Origin of the sequence: Deinococcus cellulosilyticus NBRC 106333 = KACC 11606, from assembly GCF_007990775.1 — a bacterium.
Lineage (GTDB): Bacteria > Deinococcota > Deinococci > Deinococcales > Deinococcaceae > Deinococcus_C > Deinococcus_C cellulosilyticus.
In genome coordinates this window covers 56274-80670 of sequence record NZ_BJXB01000003.1, presented here as the reverse complement: position 1 = coordinate 80670, position 24397 = coordinate 56274, and the positions used below count along the sequence as shown (strand labels likewise).

Annotated in this window: 23 protein-coding genes; 14 read left to right on the top strand and 9 right to left on the bottom strand. The window is 55.8% G+C overall.

Annotated elements, in window-relative coordinates:
- The first annotated feature begins 325 nt into the window (after positions 1-325).
- From DC3_RS04240 to DC3_RS04230, 3 genes are all read left to right on the top strand, one after another.
- Positions 326-2314 (top strand): Ig-like domain-containing protein, encoded by a 1989-nt coding sequence (locus DC3_RS04240; RefSeq protein ID WP_146882644.1) that lies wholly within the window; start codon positions 326-328, stop codon positions 2312-2314.
- A gap of 140 nt (positions 2315-2454) precedes the next feature.
- Positions 2455-5217: an Ig-like domain-containing protein gene (locus tag DC3_RS04235; protein ID WP_146882642.1), complete on the top strand. Its 2763-nt coding sequence runs from the start codon at positions 2455-2457 to the stop codon at positions 5215-5217.
- 194 nt (positions 5218-5411) lie between these two features.
- Complete coding sequence (locus DC3_RS04230; RefSeq protein WP_146882640.1) at positions 5412-5990, top strand: hypothetical protein; 579 nt, start codon at positions 5412-5414, stop codon at positions 5988-5990.
- 42 nt (positions 5991-6032) lie between these two features.
- On the opposite strand, the gene DC3_RS04225 is transcribed toward DC3_RS04230, so the two are convergent.
- The gene (locus DC3_RS04225; RefSeq protein WP_186815808.1) at positions 6033-6878 is read right to left on the bottom strand and encodes a DMT family transporter; all 846 of its coding nucleotides are present in this window, start codon (positions 6876-6878) and stop codon (positions 6033-6035) included.
- A 100-nt stretch (positions 6879-6978) separates the two neighbouring features.
- On the opposite strand from DC3_RS04225, the gene DC3_RS04220 reads away from it, so the two are divergent.
- The gene (locus DC3_RS04220) at positions 6979-8367 is read left to right on the top strand and encodes an aminotransferase-like domain-containing protein (protein WP_146882636.1); all 1389 of its coding nucleotides are present in this window, start codon (positions 6979-6981) and stop codon (positions 8365-8367) included.
- Between the two features lie 48 nt (positions 8368-8415).
- On the opposite strand, the gene DC3_RS04215 is transcribed toward DC3_RS04220, so the two are convergent.
- A complete protein-coding gene (locus DC3_RS04215; RefSeq protein ID WP_146882634.1) occupies positions 8416-9240 on the bottom strand; it encodes a MerR family transcriptional regulator in 825 nt (274 codons plus the stop codon).
- 228 nt (positions 9241-9468) lie between these two features.
- Between DC3_RS04215 and DC3_RS04210 the strand changes: the two genes are divergently transcribed.
- The 4 genes from DC3_RS04210 to DC3_RS04195 are packed head-to-tail and all read left to right on the top strand — an operon-like array spanning position 9469 to position 13065.
- Entirely contained in the window at positions 9469-10230 is a 762-nt protein-coding gene (locus DC3_RS04210; RefSeq protein WP_186815807.1) for a Cof-type HAD-IIB family hydrolase, read from the top strand.
- 10 nt (positions 10231-10240) lie between these two features.
- Positions 10241-10972, top strand: a complete 732-nt coding sequence (locus tag DC3_RS04205; RefSeq protein WP_146882630.1) for a metallophosphoesterase family protein — start codon at positions 10241-10243, stop codon at positions 10970-10972.
- 41 nt (positions 10973-11013) lie between these two features.
- Positions 11014-12075 (top strand): ADP-ribosylglycohydrolase family protein, encoded by a 1062-nt coding sequence (locus DC3_RS04200; protein ID WP_146882628.1) that lies wholly within the window; start codon positions 11014-11016, stop codon positions 12073-12075.
- Positions 12076-12114: 39 nt separating this feature from the next.
- Positions 12115-13065: a DUF8754 domain-containing protein gene (locus tag DC3_RS04195; protein WP_146882626.1), complete on the top strand. Its 951-nt coding sequence runs from the start codon at positions 12115-12117 to the stop codon at positions 13063-13065.
- A gap of 92 nt (positions 13066-13157) precedes the next feature.
- Here DC3_RS04195 and DC3_RS04190 read toward each other — a convergent pair whose 3' ends face one another.
- Both DC3_RS04190 and DC3_RS04185 read right to left on the bottom strand, forming a co-directional pair.
- Complete coding sequence (locus DC3_RS04190) at positions 13158-14633, bottom strand: NHL repeat-containing protein (RefSeq protein ID WP_146882625.1); 1476 nt, start codon at positions 14631-14633, stop codon at positions 13158-13160.
- A 177-nt stretch (positions 14634-14810) separates the two neighbouring features.
- Positions 14811-15239: a DUF3592 domain-containing protein gene (locus DC3_RS04185; RefSeq protein ID WP_146882623.1), complete on the bottom strand. Its 429-nt coding sequence runs from the start codon at positions 15237-15239 to the stop codon at positions 14811-14813.
- Between the two features lie 304 nt (positions 15240-15543).
- Between DC3_RS04185 and efp the strand changes: the two genes are divergently transcribed.
- From efp to DC3_RS04165, 4 genes are all read left to right on the top strand, one after another.
- Positions 15544-16104 carry an elongation factor P gene (efp, locus tag DC3_RS04180; protein ID WP_146882621.1) on the top strand — a complete coding sequence of 187 codons (561 nt, stop codon included), beginning with the start codon at positions 15544-15546 and terminating at the stop codon, positions 16102-16104.
- On the top strand, positions 16104-16628 hold the full coding sequence (accB, locus tag DC3_RS04175) for an acetyl-CoA carboxylase biotin carboxyl carrier protein (protein ID WP_146882619.1): 525 nt from the start codon (positions 16104-16106) through the stop codon (positions 16626-16628). Before efp ends, accB begins: the two co-directional genes overlap by 1 nt.
- A gap of 79 nt (positions 16629-16707) precedes the next feature.
- Positions 16708-18054: an acetyl-CoA carboxylase biotin carboxylase subunit gene (gene accC / locus DC3_RS04170; RefSeq protein ID WP_146882617.1), complete on the top strand. Its 1347-nt coding sequence runs from the start codon at positions 16708-16710 to the stop codon at positions 18052-18054.
- A gap of 15 nt (positions 18055-18069) precedes the next feature.
- Positions 18070-19086, top strand: a complete 1017-nt coding sequence (locus DC3_RS04165) for a tetratricopeptide repeat protein (RefSeq protein WP_186815806.1) — start codon at positions 18070-18072, stop codon at positions 19084-19086.
- Between the two features lie 39 nt (positions 19087-19125).
- Here the strand turns inward: DC3_RS04165 and DC3_RS04160 are convergent, their stop codons facing one another.
- On the bottom strand, positions 19126-19572 hold the full coding sequence (locus tag DC3_RS04160; RefSeq protein ID WP_146882613.1) for a hypothetical protein: 447 nt from the start codon (positions 19570-19572) through the stop codon (positions 19126-19128).
- Between the two features lie 97 nt (positions 19573-19669).
- A complete protein-coding gene (locus tag DC3_RS28930; RefSeq protein WP_186815805.1) occupies positions 19670-19921 on the bottom strand; it encodes a TfoX/Sxy family protein in 252 nt (83 codons plus the stop codon).
- A gap of 79 nt (positions 19922-20000) precedes the next feature.
- On the opposite strand from DC3_RS28930, the gene DC3_RS04150 reads away from it, so the two are divergent.
- Both DC3_RS04150 and coaE read left to right on the top strand, forming a co-directional pair.
- Positions 20001-20588, top strand: coding sequence for a hypothetical protein (locus tag DC3_RS04150; protein WP_186815804.1), 588 nt, complete (start codon positions 20001-20003; stop codon positions 20586-20588).
- Complete coding sequence (gene coaE / locus DC3_RS04145) at positions 20585-21172, top strand: dephospho-CoA kinase (protein WP_146882608.1); 588 nt, start codon at positions 20585-20587, stop codon at positions 21170-21172. Before DC3_RS04150 ends, coaE begins: the two co-directional genes overlap by 4 nt.
- On the opposite strand, the gene DC3_RS04140 is transcribed toward coaE, so the two are convergent.
- The 3 genes from DC3_RS04140 to DC3_RS04130 form a co-directional block, all read right to left on the bottom strand.
- On the bottom strand, positions 21136-21600 hold the full coding sequence (locus DC3_RS04140) for an SRPBCC family protein (protein WP_146882606.1): 465 nt from the start codon (positions 21598-21600) through the stop codon (positions 21136-21138). The genes coaE and DC3_RS04140 overlap by 37 nt on opposite strands.
- 112 nt (positions 21601-21712) lie before the next feature.
- A complete protein-coding gene (gene pyrG, locus DC3_RS04135) occupies positions 21713-23353 on the bottom strand; it encodes a CTP synthase (protein WP_146882604.1) in 1641 nt (546 codons plus the stop codon).
- Positions 23354-23598: 245 nt separating this feature from the next.
- Entirely contained in the window at positions 23599-24270 is a 672-nt protein-coding gene (locus DC3_RS04130; protein WP_146882602.1) for a hypothetical protein, read from the bottom strand.
- Positions 24271-24397 lie beyond the last annotated feature (127 nt).

The following is a 24397-nucleotide window of genomic DNA, read 5'->3' as shown; positions in this document are numbered from 1 at the left end:
ATATGCAGGTCCCTTGATGCTTTGGTGTTGTTCTGTTTGACAGAGCATTGATCTTCAGAAGTTTCAGGTTTTTGACATGCATCTGAAGGGATGTGCTGATTTGATTTGGAAAAACAGCTTTTGGACACACAAAAGGACATTTGTCTTAACAATAACCACCCTTGAGAAGACCATCTGGCTTATTCACCAGGAGGCCAGGTGGTCTATTCTTGCCTCTTGAGAATGATGAGCAATCCATTTATGATGTGAACCTGTGAAAACCTTTAAATCTTTCTTAAGTATGCTGACTCTGGGCCTGATCGTTACAGCTTGCAATACAGCGCAAGTGCCCAAAGACACCACCCCTCCCACAGTCACGTTCTCCAGCAACACCACTTTGATCAATCAATTGAACACTGAAGTGGAATTTTCCGTGGTCGCCGTTGAAAAAGAAAGCACCATCTCCAAAGTGGAAATCTTTGAGGGAGACAAACTGCTGGGTACGGCGACCCTGAGTGGAGACAAATACACCTTCAAAACCAAAATAGCCACCAAAGGACAGCACACCTTCAAAGTCCGTGTCACCAACGGTGCAGGTCTGAAAACCGAAAGTGTACTGATTGTCACCGCCGATCCAGATGCTCCCACCGTTGCTGCCACCACAGCCACCCCGGTGATCACCAGTGTTCCAAAACTGGTCGAAATGAACATCACAGCCAGCGATCAGGATGGCACCATCACCAAAGTGCAGGTGTTTGCTGCGAACGACCTCCAGAACCCTCTGGGTGATGCCCTTCCCAAAGGAAATGGGTATGTTTTCCCCTACCAGATTCAGACCTCTGGAGTCCATCAGTTCGTGGTCAAGGCCACCGACAATGCTGGAAATGTGGGCCAGAGTCAGGCCCTGGTCATTCTGGCCGATGGCACCCCTCCTACGGGCACCCTGACAGCCAGTGCATCTCTGGTTAACGTGTTCCCCACCAAAGTGACCCTGAATGCCAGTGTGGCCGATCCTGAAACCAATGTCAGCAAGGTGGAATTCTATGAAGGCCTCACCCTGATTGGAACAGACACCACTGCTCCCTACACTGTGGATCACGTGGTCAGCACCTCGGGAAACAAAGCTTACATCGCACGCATTTACAACGGAGCAGATGCCACTTTCGACACCCAGAAGGTGATCGTGGATGTGGACCTCCTGCCAGCAGTGCAACTGGAAGCCAACAGCAACATCGTGGACGCTCCTGGCGTGACCCAGTTGGTGGCCACAGCCAGCGATGACATCGGCATTGCAAAAGTGGAATTTTATGAGGGTGACGTCAAACTCGGCGAAGACACCCAGAAGCCTTACATCCTGAATTATCAGGCCACCACCGTGGGTCCCAAAGAGGTGATCGCCCGGGCCATTGACACCAGAGGCCAGGCTGTGAACAGCGTTGCTGCGACATTCACCGTCAAAGACAGCACACCTCCCGTGGTCTCCCTGAAAGTGGGCAACTGGGACGGTCAGGTCCCCACCCTGAAAGACGCTCCTCTGGTGCTTGAGGCCGACAGCTTTGACCCTGAGAGTGGCATCGAGAAGGTGGAGTTCTACCTGGGAGACAAACTGGTGGGCACCGACGCCACTGCCCCCTACACTGCAGATGTGCAACTCACTGGAGATCAGGTGGGCAATCTGGTGCTTACTGCCAGAGCGTACAACAAAGAGGGCCTGACCCAGCAGTCGGCAGAAGTGTACACTTCTGCCTTCAATCCGGGACCTTCATTCAAATCTGTGAATTTCAGCAGCAACCGTATTTATCTGGGCGATCCCTTCACTGTGAACGTTGAGGTGGAAGACCGCGATTCCATCGCCCGGGTGGAACTGCTCGACTGGTGGACAGACAAGGTCCTGGTCACAGATACGTCTGCTCCTTACAGCCTTGAGTATGCTCCAGCGAAGGTGGGGAACCAGCCCTTTGTTGTGAGGGCCTATGACCAGCATGGCAATGCCAACACGTACTGGGTGACCTTTGTGGAAGTCATGGATCCTACTGTTCCCACCGTTCTCCTGCAGGGCAGCAGTTCTGAAAGCTCTACCATCAAGCTGCCTGGCAGCTTGACCCTGACAGCCAACGCTTCAGTCAAGAAGGGCAACATCACCAAAGTGGAATTCTACAAGTGGGGTGTGCTGCTTGGTGAAGACGCAACAGCCCCTTACGAGTACACGGACACTTTTCCTCTTGAGACCCAGGGAAACTGGAACTCACACCAGTATCAGGCGGTGGTCTACACCGACCTGAGCAAGACCGCATCCTCCAACACCTTCTACATCAACACCGAATACCCCTGGTGATCTGAATCCATGTGAGATCCTGCCTGCGCTGAAATCCTCTGGCGCAGGCATCCTTTAACTTTCAGACCTCGCACAACAACCGCCAGATGATCAAGCCTTCTGTGGGCCTCTGTTCTGAGACGTCTGGCACTGGAGAGAAAATGAAGAACCTGAAACAGCTGATGGGACCCTCTGTGGCCCTTTTGCTCGCCGCCTGCGCAAGCACTCCTGTGCCCGATGTGGTGGCCCCTTCCATCAAGATCAATGCCAGCAGCACGAAAATCACCAGCAAGCAAACCCTGAAGATCACCGCAGAAACCAGCGATGACCGGGGCAAAGTCACCCACGTCGAATTCTACAAGGATGGCAAACTGGTCTTCACCGACACCCAGGCCCCTTACGAATACACTGAAGCTTTCGAAACCGATGGGGTGGTTTTCAGTTCCACGTACTCTGCCAAGGCGCAGGATGCCAGCAAAAATGTGGGGCTCAGCAATGCTGTGAAGGTGGATGTCAACATCCACGACAGCACTGCACCCACAGTGAATCTGGTTGCCAGCACTACGATTTTCACCGGGAAAGGCACCCTCAAACTGACGGCCACTGCGCAGGACAATGTGGGCGTCAGCAAGGTGGAGTTTTACAAGGACGGTCAGAAAGTTGCAGAGGACCTCACTGCACCTTTTGAGTACACCGAAGCCTTTGAAACCGAAGGCCTGGCAGGGAACTTCAGCTACCACGCCCGTGTGGTGGACACCGCCAGCAACAGCAGCAACAGTCAAACCGTCAAAGTGCTGGTCAATCTTCCTGACCAGACCCCTCCTGCTGAGGTGCAATTGACGGCCAATTCCACGGTGTTCAAAGACAAAGGCACCCTCAGGTTGACGGCCACTGCCCAGGACAACCTGATGCTGTCCCGGGTGGAGTTTTACAAAGATGGCAAGAAGGTTGCTGAAGACCTCACCGCACCTTTTGAGTACACCGAGGCCTTTGAAATTGATCCGCTGCAGTCCAACGCCAATTACATCGCCAGGGTGTATGACGCTCACAACAATGCCACCAGCAGCCAGCCTGTGAAGGTTGTGGTGGACATCCCGGATCAGACCCCTCCCACCATGGAATTGCAGGCCAACCAGACGGAATTCACAGGGAAAGGCACCCTCAAACTGACGGTCGCGGCACAGGACAATGTTGGGGTCAGCAAGGTGGAGTTCTACAAGGATGGCCTGCAGGTTGCAGAGGACCTCACTGCTCCTTATGAATACACTGAAGCTTTTGAGACCGAGGGGGTCAAAAACAGCTTCATTTACCATGCCGTGGCTTTTGATGCCCAGAACCTGTCTGGCAGCGATGAACCCCTGATGGTTGATGTCAACATTCCTGACCTGACCGATCCCACCATCACCCTGCAGGCCAACCAGACCACCTTCAATGAAGCAGGACAACTGGTGCTCACTGCCGATGCACAGGACAATGTTGGGGTCAGCAAGGTGGAGTTCTACAAGGATGGCACGCTGGTTGCCACGGACCCCTCTGCCCCCTACACCCTGGAAGAGTGGATTTCCAGCGAGGGCACGTTCAATTACACCGCAAAGGTGTTCGACACTGCAGGCCGTCTGGCATCCAGCAATGGGGTGCAGGTGACTTCTACCGTGAAAATTGAAGCCCTGAAAGGCTTTTACGACCAGCAAATCCAGGAGTGGCCTGCAGATGCAGGTCTCACAGGCAAGGTGCTTGGAGAGGTCTCTTCGCGCAAAGATCCACCTTCTCCCCTTTCTTCCGGTGCTGTGAATGCCCAGGGCAAGTTCTCTCTGGACCTGCCTGCTCCTGCGAGCAGCCAACTGGCTGCCCTGGGAACCCCCACTTTCCCTGCAGAATGCACCTCTGACGTCAAAGTCACCGATCCAGAAGTTCTGGTGGCCACCCTGAACACCAGTGTGCTCCTTGAAGGGGCTTCTCAGCCCATCGCCATCTGGGCCAGCACGGTCAAGCAACCCAATCTGGGAGGCACCGGCTATATTCCCTTCTATGCCGATCAGGATGTGACCTTCACAGGTACGGTCAACTGCCAGCCCCCCACCTTTTACCCTTATGAGAAGGAAACCTATGACGTTCATTTGAAGAAAGGCTGGAACCTGGTGGCTGTCACTTACACCGGTCCCCTGGAGGTCAGCTTCACCAGCACCACCAGTGTTCCTGCAGATCTCAAATGGTGGCTGAGTGCTCCCGTGACCCCTCCCACCAGTGGCACTTCGGTGCTCACAGACCAGCAGGTGGTGGACTGGAAGCCTGAACTGGGCACCCATGTACGTTTCATGTTCTCGGGAACCCTGTACGGGAATTTCAGCAACGGCACCCCGCTGGTCGAAGTGCCGATCAATGAACAGGGCAAATTCAGTGCCACTTTGCCCACACCAGCCAAGGACTTGATGCAGCCCCTTGCTCTCCTGTCAACGGGATGCACAGGCGATTTCCAGCTCGGTGATCCTGGTGCTCTGGGAGGCTTCATGAACACCGGACTGTTCACTCCCGGGTCTTCTGGCCTGCGCGGACTGGCGGGAGCAAACACCAGTCCTTTTGCAGGCATGCCTGCAGTGGGAAGCAACCAGTACATTCCTGCTTTTGCGGATCGCAAAGTGCTGCTCACGGGTACCTTGAGCTGTGGCGGGTCGCTGCTGACCTACAATGTGTTCCTGAATCAGGGCTGGAACCTTTTGAAGGCCACCCTGGTGAACACCAGTCCTTTTGAGATTGCTCTGGAAGGATTGCAGGCTGTACCCAAGGATCTCCTGTGGTGGCCTGCCCCCTCCAGTGGTCCCCAGATGAACAGCCTGTCTTCCTTTGCAAAACAGCAGGGTTCGGACAAACAGATGCTCAGACCGAACACAAACCACCCTCTCTTCTCAATCAAGCTGCCCTTCTGATTCAGGATCAGCAAGAAGGCAGGTTGATTCCCGGGTCGCTCGATGAGCGACCCGGGAAATTTCTGTTGTGTTCAAAGGGGTTTGACCTGAGGCTTTGAGCCGTCATCGGCTCACCAGACTCATACCCAGACCCTCACAATTCAGGCAAGATGCTTTTTCATCTGGTGTTGCTGGGAATGGTGTTGTTTGGAGTCATGGCACATGCAACCTCTTTGCAGGTCTCCCTTGACCACAAGGTGCTCACAGCAAAACTTGGAACCAAAGTCTTGTGGAAAAGTCCTGCAGACGGCCTTCCTCCCACCACCAGCTTTGGCCCTGGACCACTTTTGCCTCGATTTCAGCTGGCAGGTCGGGTGGTTTATCTGTCCTCCTGCAGTTCACAAAATGCGATGGTGTGCTTTACAGATGGGTTCGACAAGTGGACAGGACGGTTGCTTTTCAGGGTTTACGGCCTGCCCGTGGCTGTGGGGCAGGGTGAACTGCTGCTCAATGAGGTGACCCACATGGCAGGAATGTCCTTCCTCAGCGTGGAAGGAACCCGTGTGAACCTGCGAACAGGCAAAAGTGTACCTGTCCGCTTTCAGATTCCGCCGCGAAAAGGCTGTGGGAACCTCAACCTCTCTGTGGCCCAGATCGCCCGCACCCGTTTCGATTCCACTTTTGCCTACGCAGGACAGGAGGACCGCTGTGGCACATTCGTTGCCCGCTTCAACTGGCATGGTCCAGACAGCCAGAAACCTGTCATCATGACAGATCCTTTGAAAAGCAAATAAAGCCAGAGATCAAGCTCTGGCTTTATTTGCTGAACGCTCGCCCTACTTCTTCCAGCAGAGCACCGTGCTCCCAAGCACCACTGCCCCAGCGATCAGGATGGCTGGCGTGAGTTGTTCTCCCAGAAAGAGGGCTCCCCACACAAAAGTCATCAGGGGTTGCAACAACTGGATGACTCCGGCCCTGGAAATGCCCACCAGCGTGAAGCTGTGGTACCAGGGAAAAAATCCGAGGTAGGCGCTGAAGAGAGCAACATAGAGCAGACCTCCCCATGCAATGGGGGTGAGATTGAGGATCTGGGGGTTCTGAACCAGCATGTAGATGCTGGCAGGCAGGATCACCGGGAGGGTGAAGACCAGAATCCAGGACACCACTTTCCAACCAGGCATGTGACGGGTCACTTTGGCACCTTCAACGTAGGTGAAAGCAGAGAACACCAGCGCAGCCAGGAGCCAGAGGTCTGCAGGGTGGAATTTCAGGCTTCCTCCGTTCTGGCTGATCAGGAAGGTGACCACGGTGCTGCACCCGACCACAATACCAATCCAGAAATTCAGCGGTGGGCGCTCTTTGGCCCTCAGCACAGCCAGCAGGGCAGTGGTCAGGGGAATCACAGCGATCACCACGGCACCGTGAGCAGAGGGCAGGTCTTTCATGGCGATGGCCACACTGGTCCCGAATCCCACCGTACCGATGGTGGCCAGGATGATGCTCTTCCAGTGCTGTCGGGCAGGAAATTTTTCTTTTGCAACAATGAGAACGACAACAGCAACAGCGGCTCCAATCAGGTTGCGAAAGACCCCAACAGCCAGACCTCCCATTTCTGGAGCGGCAAAGCGGGAGGCCGGGAGGGTCCAGCTGAAAATCAGCACCCCCAGGAAAGCCAGCAGCATCCCGTACACCTCTTTGGATAACACTTGTAGCTGACCTTGTAAATACAGGGTATTGTTATCGGTCTCTTTCATGGATTATGATAACAATTGAGGGAAACCCATGTCAAAGTCCAGTCTAGATCGAATCCTGAACGCACTCAAAGATGATATCCAGAACCGTCAGGCTGGCGAGAAACTCCCCACCGTGCGGGACCTGATGGAGCAGTTTCAGGCCAGCCCCATCACCATCAACAAGGCGCTCAAAGCCCTGGCGCTTGAAGGAAAAATTGTCACCAAGACTGGCAGCGGGACTTTCGTTGCAGATCCGGTGCAGCGCAGGGAAACCAAACCCACCGCATGGCAGGAAATCACCCTGGGCAGCCGCTACCACCCCGGAGACAACCTGCGGGAATTCATGGCCAATGTTCCCAGCGGCTGCATCCCCCTGCAATCAGGCTATCTTGACCCTGAGCTGCAGGCTGTGGAAGCATTGCAGACCAGTCTCAAAGCTGTGATGCGCAAACCCACCGTGTGGGGCTGGGCCCCCACGGAGGGAATTGAGGAACTGCGGGCCTGGTTTGCCCACGAGGCAGGCGGGTACGTGCGGGCCGCAGACGTGCAGATTGTCTCCGGCGGGCAGGCGGCCCTGTCCACCATCTTCAGTGCCCTCACCGAACCTGGACAGAACGTGCTGGTGGAATCCCCCACCTACCTGGGTGCCCTCGCCATCATGCGGTCCAACAAAGTGAACCCCATCCCTGTCCCCAGTGACGCGCAGGGGGTGATTCCCGAATTTCTGGAGTCTGCATTCCAGAAGTCCGGGGCCAAGGTGTTCTACACCCAGCCCAGGCACGCCAACCCCAGTGGAGCCACCCTCAGCCCGTACCGCAGAAAACGGGTGCTGGAAATCGCTGAGAAATACCAGGCGTTCATTGTGGAGGACGATTACTTGCATGGTCTGACGTTTGAGGGCACCCCTCCCCCACCCCTGGTCAGTGAAAACGAAAACCACGTGGTGTACCTGAGGTCCCTCACCAAGAGTGTGGCCCCCAGCATGCGTGTGGGCGCGGTGATTGCCAAAGGAGCAGCCAGAGCCAGAATCCACTCCATGAGCGTGGTGGATGGGCTGTTTGTCAGCCGATTGCTGCAGGAAGCTGCCCTGCACCTTCTCACCAGCCCTGCATGGCCCAAACACCTGAAAAAGCTTCATCAGGAACTCAAATACCGCCGCAACATCGCCCTGCAGGAGCTCCGGCACATCCCTGGCCTCACCCCCTACACCAACCCCACCGGAGGGGTGCACATGTGGCTCCGGCTTCCCGAGGGCATCAGGGCAGAAGAATTCACCCGCGCTGCAGAACGCAACGGGGTGATTGTGGTGTGCGGAAACGTGTACTTCCCGGCAGAGCCCAATGGGGACTTCATCCGCATGAGTTTCGGCTCCGTTGACCCCCAGACCCTGAAAGACGGCATCCACAGGCTCCGGGAAGTGCTGGAAAACTGGGATTGAGCACAGGTCCATTCATGTAGGGGCGGGTCGCTGCCTCGCCCCAATTCATCAATACGGGTACGCAATGTCACAGACCAGATCATCTGGCCCTGCAGTGTCCCAGTTCTCGAAATACACCTCTCTGGAAGACAGGTGGCTGCACATCTTGCCCTGCCCCCTGAGCCAGAGGGCCACAGCGTCGTAAGCCTTGAGGATCTCCGGGAACACACACTGGGCCTTTGTGATGGAGGTGTAGGCCTCGGGATGTTCGGGTTCAATGCGGATGTTCATGCCCTCCAAAGGTTCCACAGGCCCTGTGAAGGGAATGCACACCTCCACAGGACCGTCCGAATCGTGGTTCACAGCTCCGTGATAGATCACAAAAGGAGCTCCAGCAAAAGGAGCACCAGAGGCCTCGAGGTGCTTTTGCAGCCTCCCAAAGCTTTCATCGATGAAAGCAGGAAGTTCACTGGCAAAAACACGCCGCTGGATGGTGATGATCTTGGCCGCAGCAACCGTGCGGGTCTGAATCTCAAACATGTGATTCTCCTTCTTCTCCAGGACATCCGAGAGGTACTGAACGAGCTCTTTTTTCTGCTGCACATCCTGTTCCACTTCACGCCAGTAACTCCGCACCAGGGCCGCCCTTGCATCTTCAGAGGCCTGCAGCACCTCAAAGATGCGGTTCAGGGGCATCTCCAGTTGCCTCAGGAGGCCAATCAGGTGGGCGTCCTGAAACTGCTCCGCATGGTAATAGCGGTAACCACTCTGCGGATCAACATGCACCGGAGGCAAGAGCCCCATTGAGTCGTAAAGCCTGAGGGCTTTCTGGGACAGGCGGGTCATGCGGGCAAAGGCACTGATGGTCAGGAGGTCTGTGCGGGTCCCGTTCATGGCTTCAGTCTCGGGTCTGACCCAAGGGAAGAGTCAAGGGGGATTCACATGTCATGTCTTACAGCTTAATAGGTTGCCGTCTGATGCCGAGAGCCGAGCATACGGTGCTATGGCCAAAGATTTTCATCAAGCTGACTGCTGATGGCTGATCGCTGAGCGCTCAATTTGTATAACTCTAAGCCATATCGCCCACTGCAAACCCTCATGCATGGGTGCATAAAATACCCTATGTTGCTTGCCTTTGATCTGGATGGCACCATTGTCACCCGAAAATACGAATTGCCTGCCCAAACCCGAGAAGCCATCGATTACGCCCGCAGCAAGGGACACCAGGTCACAGTGATCACCGGGAGGACGGACCGCAGTTCCAGGCCTTACCTGACTGCGCTGGATGTTCCCTCTCACTTTGGAAGCTGTCAGGGATCAAGGGTGCACGGGGTTGGGGAGGAAATGCTCCATGAGGTGTACATCGGGGCGGAAGAGGTTTTAAAGACCCTGAGCCTGCTGAAACGCCACCGTTCTGCGAAGTTTTTCATGACCAGTCCGACCCACATGTTCCTGAAAGATCCTGAAGATCCTTTTTTCAGCTGGTCAAAAGACGAGGGGCACACGGTGCAGACCCTGGAGGAGCTCACTCCAGAGACGGTCAACAAGATTGTGATTTATGGGAAGGACCTCTCAAAACTCTCTGCAAAAATCCATGCGGAGGTGCACGGGCAGTTTTATCCCTGGGACCACACCGTGCTTGAAGTGCTCCCTCATGGCAGTTCCAAAGGGCATGCCCTGTCCTTGCTGGCAGAACACCATGGGTATGGGCCTGAAGATGTGATTGCCTTCGGGGATGGGGTGAATGACATCAGCATGTTCGAGTGGGCCGGGACAGGGATTGCTGTGGGTTTTGCTGGTGAACACCTGAGGTCCCTGGCAAAAGAGCATGTTCCTGAGCCTGAGAAGCTCGGGGTGGTCCAGTGGATTTACGCCAACCTGTGAAGGGCCGCCCATGAGGATCGCCGCGATTTCGGACATTCACAGCAACTTGATGGCCTTGCAAGCCGTCTGGGAAGATCTGCAACAGCACCATCCCGATGTGGTGGTCTGTCTGGGGGATCACCTGTGGGGCTCACTTGATCCGCGGGAGGTGGCTGATTTTTTGATGGCGCATCAGGTGGTCTGCATCGCTGGCAACCAGGACCGCAGCATCCTTGAGCCCAGTGCTGCTGAAGCGACCGGTGCGGATTACACCCGCATCCATGCTGAGTTGCAGAAGCATCACCTGGAGTGGCTGAGAGAGATGCCTGCCACCTTGCTTCTGGAAGATGTGTTGCTCTGTCATGGGACACCCACTTCGGACACCACGTACCTGCTGGAAACCGTGACTGAGCATGGGGTGCGTCTGGCTTCTGAAAAGGAGATTCTGCAACGCCTTGGGATATCCAGTGCACCTCTGGTGCTGTGTGGGCACTCCCACATCTCCCGGACCGTTCAGGCTGGAAACTCGCTGGTGGTCAATCCGGGCAGTGTGGGCATGCCAGCCTATGACGATGATGTGCCCTTTTTCCATGTGATGGAATCAGGCAGCCCTCATGCCCGTTATGCCCTGCTGACCCAGACAGGTGAACACTGGAAAGTCTCGCAACAACAGGTGGTCTATGACTGGAGCCGTGCTGCACAGCAAGCTGCTGAGAGAGGCCGTCCTGATCGTGCCCGCTGGATCAGCTCAGGACGGACATGAGTTTCAGTTTCAACTCAGCCCATTTGCAGTAAGCTTGAATCATGCAGGAACGGATTCACGGCATGCTGCTGGGAATGGCCGTGGGCGATGCGCTTGGTCTTCCCTATGAACACCTTCCCAGACAGCATGCAGCCAGACTCGGGCATCCTGACCGGATGCGGCTGTGGCTGGGCCATGGCATGGTTTCCGATGACACCGAACACGCACTCCTCACCCTGGAAGCCCTGCTCAGGTCTGGCGGAGATGTGGATCTTTTTCAGAAGCATCTGGCCCGCAACCTGATCCAGTGGGGCCACCTGCTGCCCATCAGTGCTGGAAAAGCCACCCTGGTTGCCGTGTCCCGTCTGTTTGTGGGCATCCCTCCAGAACGCAGTGGGGTGATGTCTGCGGGCAATGGTCCCCTGATGCGCAGCCTGCCTCTGGGCCTGATGATCACCGAGCCAGAAAAACTCCGGCAGATGGTGCGGGTCTGCACACGCATCACCCATCTGGACCCCCGTGCCGAGCGGGGCACCCTGGTGCTGGCCCTGGCAGCCCGTTTCATTCTGGAACACAGGGTTTTGCAGATCACCCCTTTTCTGGAGGAGCTCTTCAACTGGATTCCCGAAGAGGAGGACCCTGAACTCTGGGACTTGCTTGGTCTCCTGGACAGCAGCCTGGAAAACCAGCAGAGCACCCGTGATTTCGCTCTGGAACTGGGTCTGGAAAGCGGAGTGAGTGCTTATGTTTATCACACCCTGCCTGTGGTGCTGCATGCCTGGTTCTCCTCTCCGAGCAACTTCGAAGAGGCGGTCACCCGGGTGATTGAACTGGGCGGAGACACCGACACCATGGCCGCCCTGGTGGGGGGTCTGGTCGGCATCCGGGTCAGCAATGATGGCATTCCCCTGGAGTGGGCAGCGCAGTTGTGGGAGCCCGCCAGGGGTCTGGCCTACCTTGAAAAAGTGGCGTACAGCCTGGCGGTCAACCGTGTACAGGACCACCCCAGAGCGTCTGTGCTGCTGTCTGGCACCCGTCAGGTGGTGTTTCACGCCAGTGTGATGGGCCATGTGCTGCGTCGCCTGTGGTGGCAGCTTGCCTTGAAGACTTCATCTTCCGCTTGAATCCTGACCTCTATAATGTGGGTTTAAGGAGTTTACAGCATGACTTTAAGCAGTGCACTTCCTGCGGGCTGGAGTCCCGCTCCCGCAGGGTACAAACATGTGGTCAGCGTGTCGATCGGGTCCAGCAAACGCAACGCGCGCGAAGAACTCTCGGTGCTGGGCCAGAAACTCATTCTGGAACGCATCGGCACCGATGGGGACATGGAGAAGGCCGCCCAGCTCTTCCGTGATCTCGATGGCAAGGTGGATGCCTTTGGCCTCGGGGGCACCGACCTGTACATCATCGCTGGAGACAGGAAATATTCCTTCCGGGACATCGTAAAACTGTGCTCAAATGCCAAAATCACCCCCATTCTGGATGGCAGCGGACTGAAACACACCCTGGAACGGGAGGCCATCCGCCAGCTGGACCGCCACATCCACTGGAACGGCACCCGCACCCTGATGGTGGCTGCTGTAGACCGTTTCGGCATGGCCGAAGAACTGGCGAAATCCGGTGCAGATGTGCTGTATGGAGACATCATCTTCAGCCTGGGCATGCCCGTCCCGATTCGCACCATTGGAGGTTTGCGCCGGGTGGCCCACACCCTGCTCCCCGTGCTGACCCTGCTGCCCTTCAAGTGGTTTTATCCCACCGGGGACAAACAGGACAAAGAGGTGAAAGGGACAGGCAGCAATTATTACGCCTGGGCAGATGTGATCGCCGGAGATTTCCTCTACATCCGCCGTTACGCTCCGAAAGACCTGAAGGGCAAAACCATCCTCACCAACACCACCACCCAGGCAGACCTGGAGTGGGCAAAAGCCGCTGGAGTCAAGGAACTGATCACCACCACCCCCAGAATTGGTGGCAGGTCCTTCGGAACCAACGTGATGGAAGCTTTCTTTGTGGCCCTCAGTGGGAAAAAGCAGGCCCTCACAGAGGCAGAGTATCTGGAGTACATTCAAAAAATTGGATTCAAGCCAGAGATCAATGCGCTGAATCCATAAAGCCCTGTCGGGAAAACGAAAAATTCCCGGAACATTCCGGGAATTTTTCGGTATGAAAGGACTTTTGCACCAGGGAGACAGAAAACGGGGGTTCACTTCAGACGGTCAATTCGCATCACATTCTGACCGTTGAACTGGCTGAAATAGATGGTGCCGTACTTGCTGACGGTCAGGCCCAGGGGGGTGTTCAGGGCATACTTGGTGGGTTCACCTCTGGTGAAGGTGGTTGCCACTCCACCGTTTCCAGCCAGCGTGATGCGTTTCCACCCAGCAGTACCACTGGGGTCAGAGGGGGTGTAGGCACGCACACGGTGCTCATTGAACTCGGTCACCAGAATCATGCCGTTGGGATGCCATTTGATGGTGACAGGCTGGTAGCCAGCGGTTTTGGCAACGATCTTGACCGGGGTGGTGGAGTTGTGGGCTTTGCGCCAGATGCCTGTGCTGGTGCCAAAGAACACGTTCCCCTGAGGATCAACGGCCACACCTTCCACATAGGCTTCTCCAGCAGGCATGGTGACCACAGTGGAAGACAGGAAACTGCCATTGGGTTGTTTGGTCAACTTGCGCACAGAGCGGTTGGTGTAATCGGCAATGTAGAGGTCTGTGCCGTGGTGGTTGACCTGACGGGGGTTCCCATAGCGGGCCGTGTTGACATCGCCATCGGCATTTCCGCCCTCAGTGACTCCAGAAATCAGGGTGGGAGAGTACCAGGCGTAGGTGGAAACGGTGTAGATCTGTCGGGTGGTCTGGTTGGAGATGGCCAGTTCTCCGTTCTCCATGCAGTCAATGAAAGTGTTGCCACGGTAAACATCGCGGTCACTGAGCAGCACGGTCTTGTGAGGCTCAATGCGCCACAGTCCATTCTGATCGGTCATGTAAATGCTGTCACTGCTGTCGCAAATGGCAAGGCTGAAGGGTTTGTTGAAACGGGTCTGGTCTGCAGCACCTGCCTTGAAACCCTCAACACCAAACTTTCCATAGGCAGGCTGCATGAAGGCCTTGGCGGTGATCGGAATCTGGTTGTAGTCCTGACCCGCCTGTACCCCCAGCGAGAACACCGCTTTGGTGGCAGGTTCAGGCACCTGAATCGCCACATTGAAGATGACCCCATCACCGGGTTTGACCTGATTGGAAAAGGAGTGGAAAGGCACGTAAATCTCAGGCAGATAACCTGCTGCATTCACCACACCGCCTCCAGGAACCACAGTGCCGGTTGCTGTCTGGGCCTGAAAGGAAGGATAGAACACCGTCAGGTCGCTGTCCACACCCATGTTCTGCTGGGTCTCATTTTTCAGGGTGAACTGGATGTTGTACACGCTGTCGGTGCTGTCGGTGACAATCTGCGTGGTGCTGAACCCAGTGCCACCATAGTACACCTGCTTGGAAATGCCTCCTGACACAGGGCGCACGGTTCTGGTCACGGTGTCCAGCTCATAGAACACACCCTCATTGATGACCACCTGTTCAGGGTTTTCAGGCTGGGGGGTCACAGGGGCAGGGGTGCGGGTTCCGCAGGCGGTGATCATCAGGGCAAGGGTGGCAACAGTCAGTGCTTTGAATTTCATAGGTCTTCCTCCAGAGCCAGAACGCCTGTGCTGGCCTGCTGACCAGTGCGCGTCCTGCTGATGAATGAAGCTTAGAAAACCGACCATGATTGGAGCATGGTTGGTCAAAAGCGGTGAGCCGGATCTGCCCTGAAAACAGCCTCCGGCCCAACCATCTTGCAATCCTTGCCTGACTCTTTAGCGTCTGAAACGTGGCTTGCCGGAAAACCTGAAGAGTCCCCAGTACCCCACTCCTGCAAAGCAGATCCCCAGAATGCCCATCACAAATGGAACGAGCCACAGATCAAAGAATCCAGAGAGGGTGGCCCCGGAAGGGCGGCGTGGATCATAGCGCACCTGCACCCGGTCTCCAATTTGCGGGTGGGGGTTTGAGCCCACCGGGTTCCGGAAGGTGAGGGTTTGTCCCTCTTTTGTGGTGTAACGGATGTACGGATAAAAAACGTAGCCATCATCGCTGCGGCTGCGTTCCAGATCCACCACCTGCCCGATGGCTGTCTCACTGCTCTGCAGAAAACGCCACTGCAATCCGATGCTCCAGGAGGTGCCCAGCAAAAACAGGGTGCCCAGTACCGCAAAAATGGTCATGATGGTGCGTTCCATGGTCATGCTGCGACTGTACTGTGTTCAGAACGGGGATGCCACCACAGCGGGCACAGCATTTTCACCCCACTTTTGAGGTAAGATCTTCCATGCTGCACCACAGCAGCCTGAATCGGGTGTTCTCGAAAAGGTGACTTACCTTTGAAGAGAGAACGCGTTAGAATACACCTGTTGCGAGTAGAACAGCCTACTCTCCCCCCGTCAGAAGGTCAGACCCTTGATGGGCAAAACGCACAGGATGGCCTGAGAAAAGCTCACCTGGACGTATTTTATCGTGCCTGCGGGCACAGCGCAAAAGGAGTCAGCATCAATGATCAGCGTAACGGAATTGCGGAACGGCACAAAAGTCGAGATGGACGGTCAGCTCTGGGAATGCCTGGACTACTCTCACCTGAAAATGGGTCGCGGTGGCGCGAAAGTGGTCACCAAGTTCCGCAACATGGAGACCGGTTCCATCGTGGACCGCACCTTCAACAGCGGTGAAAAACTGCAGGACATCTTCGTGGAGAGCCGCAGCATGCAGTTCCTGTACCAGGACGGCGACGACTACCTCTTCATGGACATGGAGACCTTTGATCAGGTCAGCCTGCCCGTGGTCCTCGCTGGCGACCAGAGCAAATTCCTGGTGGAAAACATGCAGGTGGACGTCCAGATGTACAAGGAAAAGCCCCTGAAGATCGAACTCCCCAACCAGGTGGTTCTGGAAGTTGTGGAAACCGATCCTGGCGTGCGTGGTGACACCGTGTCCGGCGGCACCAAACCCGCCAAACTGAGCAGTGGTGCCACCATTCAGGTCCCCCTGTTCGTGGAAACCGGCAACAAACTGAAAGTCGACACCCGAGACGGCGGCAAGTACCTGGGACGGGCATAATGGACCCCCGAGATCTCAAGAAAATTCTGGATGCTCTTTCGGACGCTGAATTCTCCGAGTTCAGCCTGAAGACCAGTGAGTACGAGATTTCGATCAAACGCGGAGCCGAACAGGTCTTCGTGCAGGCCCCTCAACCTGTGTTGGCCGCTCCCCAGCCTGTGGTGGTCAGTCAGGCTGCACCCCAGGCCCAGCCTGCAGCTCAACCTGCTGCACAAACTCAGGTTGCTGCAGAACCCACCCCCACTGCTCAGCCTGCCGCACAACCTGCAGAGGACACCAGCAAACTGGTTCCTGTGAAGGCCCCCATCGTGGGCACCTTCTACACCGCCTCCTCCCCCGACGCAGCTCCTTACGTTCAGGTGGGAGACCGGGTGCAGCTCGGTCAGGTGCTGTGCATTGTAGAAGCCATGAAACTGATGAACGAGATCGAATCAGAAGTGGCAGGCATCGTGCGCAAGATCCTGGTCAACAACGCCCAGCCTGTCGAGTACGGTCAGGATTTGTTCCTGATCGAACCTGCCTGAACTCAAAATCATTTTGCGCTTCCCCCTCGGGGCTCCAGACAACGGGGGCCATGCAGGGGGAAGCCTTTTAAGGAGCACCATGGATCAACCTCCCTTCAAGAAAATCCTGATTGCCAACCGGGGTGAGATTGCCCTGCGGGTCATCCGCACCTGCAAAGAGATGGGCATCAAAACGGTGGTCGTCTACAGCCAGCCCGACGAGGGCAGCCTTCCTGTTTTGCTTGCAGATGAGTCTGTCTGCGTGGGGCCTGCCGCCAGCAAGGACAGTTACCTCAACATTCCCAACATCCTTTCTGCCGCCCTGATCACCGGGGCCGAGGCCATCCACCCCGGTTACGGTTTCATGGCCGAAAACCCCGATTTTGCCGAGATGTGCCGGGATCACGGTATTGTCTTCATTGGCCCCACTCCTGAAAGCATGCGTGCACTGGGCTCCAAAGCAGGTGGCCGTGAAATTGCCGCCAGCAGTGGGGTGCCCACTGTGCCCGGAACAGGCGTGCTGGAAACCGTCGATGAAGCCCTGCTTGCGGCCAAACAGATTGGTTACCCTGTGCTGCTCAAAGCCAGTGCAGGGGGTGGCGGGCGCGGTCAGAAAGTCGTGCGCACCCAGGAAGAACTGCAGAGCCTTTTCAACCAGGCCCAGGAAGAAGCCCGCCTGTACTTCGGGGATGAAGCCATCATCATGGAAAAATTCCTCGAAGAGTTCCGTCACGTCGAGGTGCAGGTGCTCGGAGACGGACAGGGCAACGTCATCCACATCGGGGAACGGGACTGCTCCATCCAGCGCCGCAACCAGAAGCTGATCGAGGAAGCCCCCTCGACCCTGCCTGACTCCCTGCGTCAGGAAATTCTGGCTGCAGGTGTGCGTCTGGCCAAATACGTGAACTACGCTGGTGCAGGCACCCTGGAGTTCATTGTGGACACCAATGGCCACTACTACTTCATGGAGATGAACACCCGCATTCAGGTGGAGCACTGCGTCTCCGAGATGATCTCCCAGCTGGATTTCATCAAGGAAATGATCCTGGTGGCTGCAGGCAACCCTCTGCGCATCAAACAGGAGGAGGTCAAACTGTACGGTCACGCCATCGAGTGCCGCGTGAATGCAGAAGACCCTTCCAAGGATTTCCGTCCGAGTGCAGGCAAGATCACCAACCTGCATGTGGCAGGGGGTCCTGGTGTGCGTTTTGATTCACACGCTTACGCCGGTTACCAGATTCCTCCCCATTACGACAGCCTGGTCGGCAAACTGATCGTGTGGGCACCCACCCGCCAGGAAGCCATTTCCCGCATGAAACGCGCCCTGGAAGAAACCATTGTGGATGGGGTCAAAACCACCATCCCCCTGTACATCAAGATCATGGACAACCCGTACTACAAACGCGGGGCGGTCCTGACCAACTTCCTGAAAACCCGAATGGAGTAACCCAGAATGAAAAAAATGCTCATCTCATTTGCCCTTCTTTTGGTCAGCCCTGCACTGGCATCTGATCTGGCCTGTGGCAACGCCATCAAATCACAGGATGTCCAGCTGACCCTGCAGAAATGCTCAACCATCAAATTCAATCCAGGCATTGAAGCTGTGGTCAGGATGGTAAAAACCCTGCCTGCACCAGCAACTTATGCAGAAGCTTTTCAGGCCTATGTGAAGGTTGCCGAAAGCGGAAATCTTCAGGCCAAAACCGATCTCTACAGTCTGTACACCTACGGAATTGGCACAACTCCAGATCAAAACACGGGTCTGGTACACCTGAAGCAGGCCGCTGACGCTGGTTTTCCTGAGGCTCAGGTCCGGTTGGGAGAACACCACAATGTGGGCAGCACACCAGATTACGACCTGCAAAAGGCTTTTGCCCTTTATCAGAAAGCTGCAGATCAGGGCAATTTCTACGCCATGTCGAAGCTGGCCAGAGGTTATAACTATGGCTTCATTGGAGAGGCGGCAAACCCAGAAAAAGCCAAACAACTGTGGATCAAAATTGCTGAAGGCAATGATCCCATCGCCATTTATGAGGCTGCAGAAGCTGCATGGCGTGGGAACTTCAATGGCACTTCGGGCATTGCTGTGGCTGCACCCTTCTACGAAAAATCTGCAAATCTGGGGTATGGTGAAGCAGCAGACAGACTGGCCACTCGGTATTTGGTGGAAGGTCAGACTGCAAAAGCCCTTTTCTGGTATGAGAAAGCAGCATCCCTGGGCAATCCAAGCGGCATTGCTTCTGTGGCATATCTGATTTCTGATTCAGATGCAAAGGTCAAAAAAGACCTCCCCAGAGCTTTTAAGCTCTATCAGGAACTGGCACTTGAAGGAGACAGGGACTCCCAGTTTTCCCTTGCTGAATTTTATGAAAAAGGCAAGGGGACAGGAAAAGACCTGAAACAGGCCCTCTTCTGGTACAAAAAAGCTGCAGATCAGGGATCTGAAGAAGCCCAGGATGCCCTGAAACGGCTGCAGTAAGCCCAGAGAAAAGATAGAAGGAGCACCTGAGTGCTCCTTCTATCTTTTGGGAAGCTTCACCACCATCGGTTGATTCTCGCCCTTTTCTCCAACTTTCAGCTCCCCTTTGACCTGCACTGTTTTCATGTAGCACAGACCATCTTTCGTGTTGCACATGAAGAAATCTGCATTGAGGGTCAGGGGGTAACTGCCTTTTTTAAAGCCTTTTGGCACACCAAATTTGAATTTCAAGGGTTCCACGCGGGCAAAATAGGTTTCGGGTTCATAATCTGCATCAGGCCCTTTGATCGCATCTGCTTCCAGGGTGAGTGTTTTAAAGGGTGTGGTTAGAGAAAGGCGGGTTGGGGCATCCTTGTTGATCAGGACTTCCTGGGGGTTGTCAATCTGCAGGGTCAGGACCACCGACTGCCCAGGCTGCGCATAGACCACACCTGAAGTTTGAATGGGGGCTCCACCCAGACCGGGAACAAGCAACAAAAAAACCATTTCAACCCCCTCTTTGGGTCATTGCTCAGCGACGGATGAGCTGTGTCCTGAATTGTACCGTCTTTTCGAAACAGGTGAAACTCAGGGCAGCACACCTTCAAGGTTCGTGTGAGCTGAGTTGTCTTTGCAGTTCTTCTTTCAGCTCAAGCTTTCGTTCTGAAGGGATGTCCCTCCAGTCGATGCCCTCACATGCCCCTTCCAGTGCCCACAGGGCGTTGAGGGAGGGCCGAAATCCCATGTCTTTCAGCTGCAGAAAAACCTCGATCACACCCACACTGCGGATGTCCTGTTCCGTTTGAATTCCAGCCTGTTTCAGCCATGAAAGGGTTTTTGGTCCCAGATTGCGCATGTTCTCATGGTACTCGTCCTTTTCCCTGAGATACTGGGATGGGGCAATTGCCCCGGAAACCCTTTCTAGAATGAACAGAATGCACTGGATGCTCATTTTGATGTTGCTGCTGGGTGCAGCACAGGCCCACGAAGCCCTTGACCTGGAAGATCCCTCTGTGGGGTCCGCAGCCACAGTGGGCATCTGGCTTTTCACCGTGCTGGGAGGTGTGGGTTTTCTGGGTTCACTGGGCCTGATGCTGGGCAACCTGGGTCGCCAGAAGAACCTGGTGATGACCGGAGCCATTGGTGCTGTGCTCTCTGCGGGAGTTGCAGGTGCAGCAGGATATGCGCTGTATTCACAGCAGGCGATTCCTGCCGACCGCACCACCCTGCACCTGACCGATCAGGGCTGGACGGTGGGTTACGGAGGCACAGCCTCCGTCAAGAACGTGCTCATTCTGCCTGTCGGAGAAATCCGTGAAATTCTGGCCGAAAGCGAACTCCCAGACACCCGCCTGACCATCCCCATGCTGGGCCTGGATGTTGAGTTGCCCCGGCAGCAGGTGGTGACCCTCAGTTTCTCCGTGCCCATGGAAGGAGATTTCCTGGCGATGGATGGCAAACTGACGGTGCGTGGGGTCAAAAAGACAGAGTTTGAAAGCTTCCTCAAGGAGCAAAAACCATGAAGAGAATCGGTCTGACGGGCAGCATTGGCAGCGGAAAGAGCACTGTGGCGCGCATGCTCATGGCCCGTGGCATTCCCGTGCTGGACGCCGATCAGGTGGCCCGTGAGGTGTCCTCCTCCCCTGAAGTCCTGGCCCTCATTGCAGAGGCTTTCGGACCACAGTATGTGACCCCTGAAGGCATGAACCGCCCGAAGGTGGCTGAACTGGTGTTCCAGAAACCCGATGCCAGACAGATCCTGAACGGCATCATCCACCCGAGGGTGCGTTCCCGCATGCAGGAGCTCGAAACGCAACTGAATGCCGATCTGGTGGTTCAGGACATTCCCCTTCTGTTCGAAGGGGGTCTGGACACCATGATGGACGCCACCATCGTGGTGGACGCCCCTCTGGAACAGCGCATTGAACGGGTGATGGTCCGCGATGGCCTGACCCGTGAACAGATCCTGGCCCGGGACAGAACCCAGATGCCCAGCGAGGAGAAGCGCAAACGGGCCACGTTTGTGGTCATGAATGAGGGCTCACTGGACATGCTGGAAATGCAGGTCAATTACATTCTGGATGAGTTGCTCGCCCCCGAATCCTGAGCGGCCCACTGTCGCCACCTCCACTGTCTGTAGTGGTAGAACACCCAGGAGTAGGCATAAACGATGGGGGTCATGAGGCCTGCCCGGATTTCGACCTCATCGGTGTAGAAGGTGCCTTGCTGGTGCTGCTGGACCCGGATGGTGTGGTTCCAGACCTTGATGAAGCCTCCTCCCTCTTCGGTGAGCATTTCCAGGTGTTCACTGTCGCATCGGCGCATCTTCAGGTGGTGAACCCACGGGGCAGGCAGCAAGTGAAAGAACCAGAAACGCACTTTCAGGGTTGCCCCTTCAGCGAGTTCTGGAATGGGCGTGAGTTTCTGGAAACCCATCAGGCCTCTTGTGACGTGTTCCAGTGTTTCAATGCGTCTCAGTCTCTGCCACACCGTATGGGTGGGCAGAGGAATCACAGTCTGTACCCTCAAAATCATTCGAATCACCTGATCTAATTTTTAGGCATACCTAAACTTTTGTCAAGACAGTGTCAAAGACAAAAGGCGAGCCTGTGGCCCGCCCTGCAGGTTTTCATTGGAATTTAAGGGGTTACGCTTCGACCTGATCCTTGCCCTGATGGCGCAGGGCAGCAGCCACAAACGCTTTAAACGGAGGGCTGGGACGCATCGGACGGGATTTGAATTCAGGGTGGGACTGTAAGGCCACAAAGAAAGGATGGTCTTTCAATTCAATGGCCTCCACCAGGCCCGCCCCACGGCTCTTGATGCCAGGGGTCACGCCAGAAATCACCAGACCCGCATCTTTCAGCTGCTGCACGTACTCGGGATTCACCTCATAGCGGTGACGGTGGCGTTCCATCACGGTGCCCCCATTGGGCACACTGTAGATCTCTCCCAGTTTGGTGCCAGCTTCGACCTTCATCGGCCAGTCGCCCAGACGCATGGTGCCCCCCATGCCTTCCACTTCAAGCTGCTCGGGCATCAGACCGATCACCTGATGGGGGCTGTACTGGTCAAACTCGCTGGAGTTGGCCTGTTCCAGTTTGCAGATGCTGCGGGCGTACTCGATCACCGCAATCTGCATCCCGAGGCAGATCCCCAGGTAGGGAATTTTGTTTTCACGGGCATAGCGGGCCGTGCGGATCTTCCCTTCAATCCCACGGATGCCGAACCCACCGGGAACCAGAATGGCGTCGGTGCCTTCAAAGTGCTCGGCGATGTCCCCCTCGGTCACCTCTTCGGTGTTGACCCACTTGACGTTCAGGCGGGCATTGTTGGCAATGGCCGCATGCTCCAGGGACTCAAGCAGGCTCTTGTAAGCATCAGGCATGGCGGTGTACTTGCCTGCAATGGCAATCTTCACCTCATTGCCAGGACGCTTCATGACCTGCACGGCGTTCTGCCACACACTCAGATTTGGAGTGACCTTCTCCAGTTCAAGTTGCTTCTCCACCACACGGCCCAGACCCTGCTCTTCAAAGGCAATGGGAAGCTCGTAGATGTTGGCAACGTCATAACTGGTGAACACCCGACCCGGCATCACACTGGTGAACAGGGCAATTTTCTTGGCGATGTCCTGGGGCAGTTCCACCTTGGATCGCACAATGATGGCATCGGGAGAAATGCCGACGCTGCGCAGGGTGGCCACGCTGTGCTGGGTGGGCTTGGTTTTAAACTCATGGCTGGTTTCCAGGTAAGGCACCAGCGTCACATGCACAAACATGGTGTTTTCAACACCCTCATCGAAGCGCATCTGGCGGATCGCCTCAAGGAAGGGGGTGCTCTCGATGTCCCCGACGGTTCCGCCAACCTCCACAATCACAATCTCTGCACCGGCACGCTCTCCAGCCGTACGAATGCGGTATTTGATCTCATCGGTGATGTGGGGAATCACCTGCACGGTCTGGGACAGGTACTCGCCAGCACGCTCCTTGCGAATCACGGTCTGGTACACCTGACCGGTGGTGATGTTGGACCCCTCAGGAATGTCCATGTCGAGGAAACGCTCGTAGTTCCCGATGTCGAGGTCGGTCTCACTTCCCCCGGCAGTCACAAACACCTCACCGTGCTCGTAGGGACGCATGGTGCCTGCATCGATGTTGATGTAAGGGTCGATTTTGACAGCAGTGACCTTGTAGCCCCGGGCACGCAGCAGTGCCCCGAGTGAACTGGTGACCACGCCCTTGCCAAGGCTGGAAACCACGCCGCCTGTCACGAAGATGTATTTCATGTGCTGCTCCTCTCTGAAACAAAAAAGAAAGCTCAGGACCCTTGAAGGTGGTCCGAGTCGGGATGGCTGGGATGTTCGCTTGAGAGAGAAAACGGCAATAAAAAAGCCGAAGTGCTCAAGCCTTCGGGTCTTTATTGTAGCACGACGGAGGGGGGTTAAGGCAAATGGGGTGGGTTAGACACCTGTGGTGGGAGGTCTGGGGTCCTGGGTGGGATGTGGCATTGCCGAGAGCCGAGAACCGGCGGCTATTTCTCCTTATAAGGCGCCAGAGCCACCCGCAGAATGTAATCCCGTCCTTCCTGCTGTCCTGCGTAACGGTGGATCAGTTCATAGAATTCCTGCTGCAGTTCCTTGGCCTGCTCCCTGCTGAGCTTCAGGACACGCCAGTCGTCCCGGATGGCCGGGGCCTCCGGGTCACCGAAACTGGCAATCAGGCCTTTTGAGCCGTCTTCTCCTGAACCCAGGGCCTGGACCACATAAGCTTTGCCATTGTGCCGTACGAAACGCAGCCCCAGGTCTTTGTGGGCCTCATCTGCGGCCTCATGGAACTGGGCCATCAGGCTGTGAAACAGAAGCTCCCTCCAGGTGTTGTCTCTGGAAAGCATCATGTCTTCAAAACTGTTGTGTGGGGCGTATTTGAAGGGCACGAACAGGGCTCTGGCAGTGGAAGTGTACACCTTGATGGGTTTTCCCCGGCGGGTGATCTTGCGCACCAGTTGAATCAGGCCGAGTTGCTCCATCAGGTCCACAGCCCGGTAGGCCTGCAGGGCCGTGCAGGGCACTTCTTCGCTGAGCTGCTTGACGGTGCACTCCCGATCCAGAAAGGGCACAAAGTACTGGGACTGCTCAGCATCCACCAGGAACGCTGCAGCCCGACTGTCGGTGATGGTCTGCCATAAGGAGGGCTCTGCGGTCATGGGGTCAATCTTCAAACGCGGGTGGTTTTGAACATACAAATTTTTTACAATTCTAGCAAGCGAGGAGGTCTTTGCCATGAGAATGCTTCATGCCCAGCAGACACCTGCTCTTTTCATTCAGGAGCAC

What these genes read in the sequence shown, in the direction of transcription:
- DC3_RS04165 (WP_186815806.1), top strand. Translation starts at nt 18,070, where the DNA reads ATGCTCATCTCATTTGCCCTTCTTTTGGTCAGCCCTGCACTGGCATCT.
- DC3_RS04140 (WP_146882606.1), bottom strand. Translation starts at nt 21,600, where the DNA reads ATGATTTTGAGGGTACAGACTGTGATTCCTCTGCCCACCCATACGGTG.
- DC3_RS04205 (WP_146882630.1), top strand. Translation starts at nt 10,241, where the DNA reads ATGAGGATCGCCGCGATTTCGGACATTCACAGCAACTTGATGGCCTTG.
- DC3_RS04130 (WP_146882602.1), bottom strand. Translation starts at nt 24,270, where the DNA reads ATGACCGCAGAGCCCTCCTTATGGCAGACCATCACCGACAGTCGGGCT.
- DC3_RS04185 (WP_146882623.1), bottom strand. Translation starts at nt 15,239, where the DNA reads ATGACCATGGAACGCACCATCATGACCATTTTTGCGGTACTGGGCACC.
- DC3_RS04210 (WP_186815807.1), top strand. Translation starts at nt 9,469, where the DNA reads ATGTTGCTTGCCTTTGATCTGGATGGCACCATTGTCACCCGAAAATAC.
- DC3_RS04225 (WP_186815808.1), bottom strand. Translation starts at nt 6,878, where the DNA reads ATGCTGCTGGCTTTCCTGGGGGTGCTGATTTTCAGCTGGACCCTCCCG.
- efp (WP_146882621.1), top strand. Translation starts at nt 15,544, where the DNA reads ATGATCAGCGTAACGGAATTGCGGAACGGCACAAAAGTCGAGATGGAC.
- pyrG (WP_146882604.1), bottom strand. Translation starts at nt 23,353, where the DNA reads ATGAAATACATCTTCGTGACAGGCGGCGTGGTTTCCAGCCTTGGCAAG.
- DC3_RS28930 (WP_186815805.1), bottom strand. Translation starts at nt 19,921, where the DNA reads ATGCGCAATCTGGGACCAAAAACCCTTTCATGGCTGAAACAGGCTGGA.
- DC3_RS04200 (WP_146882628.1), top strand. Translation starts at nt 11,014, where the DNA reads ATGCAGGAACGGATTCACGGCATGCTGCTGGGAATGGCCGTGGGCGAT.
- DC3_RS04220 (WP_146882636.1), top strand. Translation starts at nt 6,979, where the DNA reads ATGTCAAAGTCCAGTCTAGATCGAATCCTGAACGCACTCAAAGATGAT.
- DC3_RS04235 (WP_146882642.1), top strand. Translation starts at nt 2,455, where the DNA reads ATGAAGAACCTGAAACAGCTGATGGGACCCTCTGTGGCCCTTTTGCTC.
- accC (WP_146882617.1), top strand. Translation starts at nt 16,708, where the DNA reads ATGGATCAACCTCCCTTCAAGAAAATCCTGATTGCCAACCGGGGTGAG.
- DC3_RS04215 (WP_146882634.1), bottom strand. Translation starts at nt 9,240, where the DNA reads ATGAACGGGACCCGCACAGACCTCCTGACCATCAGTGCCTTTGCCCGC.
- coaE (WP_146882608.1), top strand. Translation starts at nt 20,585, where the DNA reads ATGAAGAGAATCGGTCTGACGGGCAGCATTGGCAGCGGAAAGAGCACT.
- accB (WP_146882619.1), top strand. Translation starts at nt 16,104, where the DNA reads ATGGACCCCCGAGATCTCAAGAAAATTCTGGATGCTCTTTCGGACGCT.
- DC3_RS04150 (WP_186815804.1), top strand. Translation starts at nt 20,001, where the DNA reads ATGCACTGGATGCTCATTTTGATGTTGCTGCTGGGTGCAGCACAGGCC.
- DC3_RS04195 (WP_146882626.1), top strand. Translation starts at nt 12,115, where the DNA reads ATGACTTTAAGCAGTGCACTTCCTGCGGGCTGGAGTCCCGCTCCCGCA.
- DC3_RS04190 (WP_146882625.1), bottom strand. Translation starts at nt 14,633, where the DNA reads ATGAAATTCAAAGCACTGACTGTTGCCACCCTTGCCCTGATGATCACC.
- DC3_RS04230 (WP_146882640.1), top strand. Translation starts at nt 5,412, where the DNA reads ATGGCACATGCAACCTCTTTGCAGGTCTCCCTTGACCACAAGGTGCTC.
- DC3_RS04160 (WP_146882613.1), bottom strand. Translation starts at nt 19,572, where the DNA reads ATGGTTTTTTTGTTGCTTGTTCCCGGTCTGGGTGGAGCCCCCATTCAA.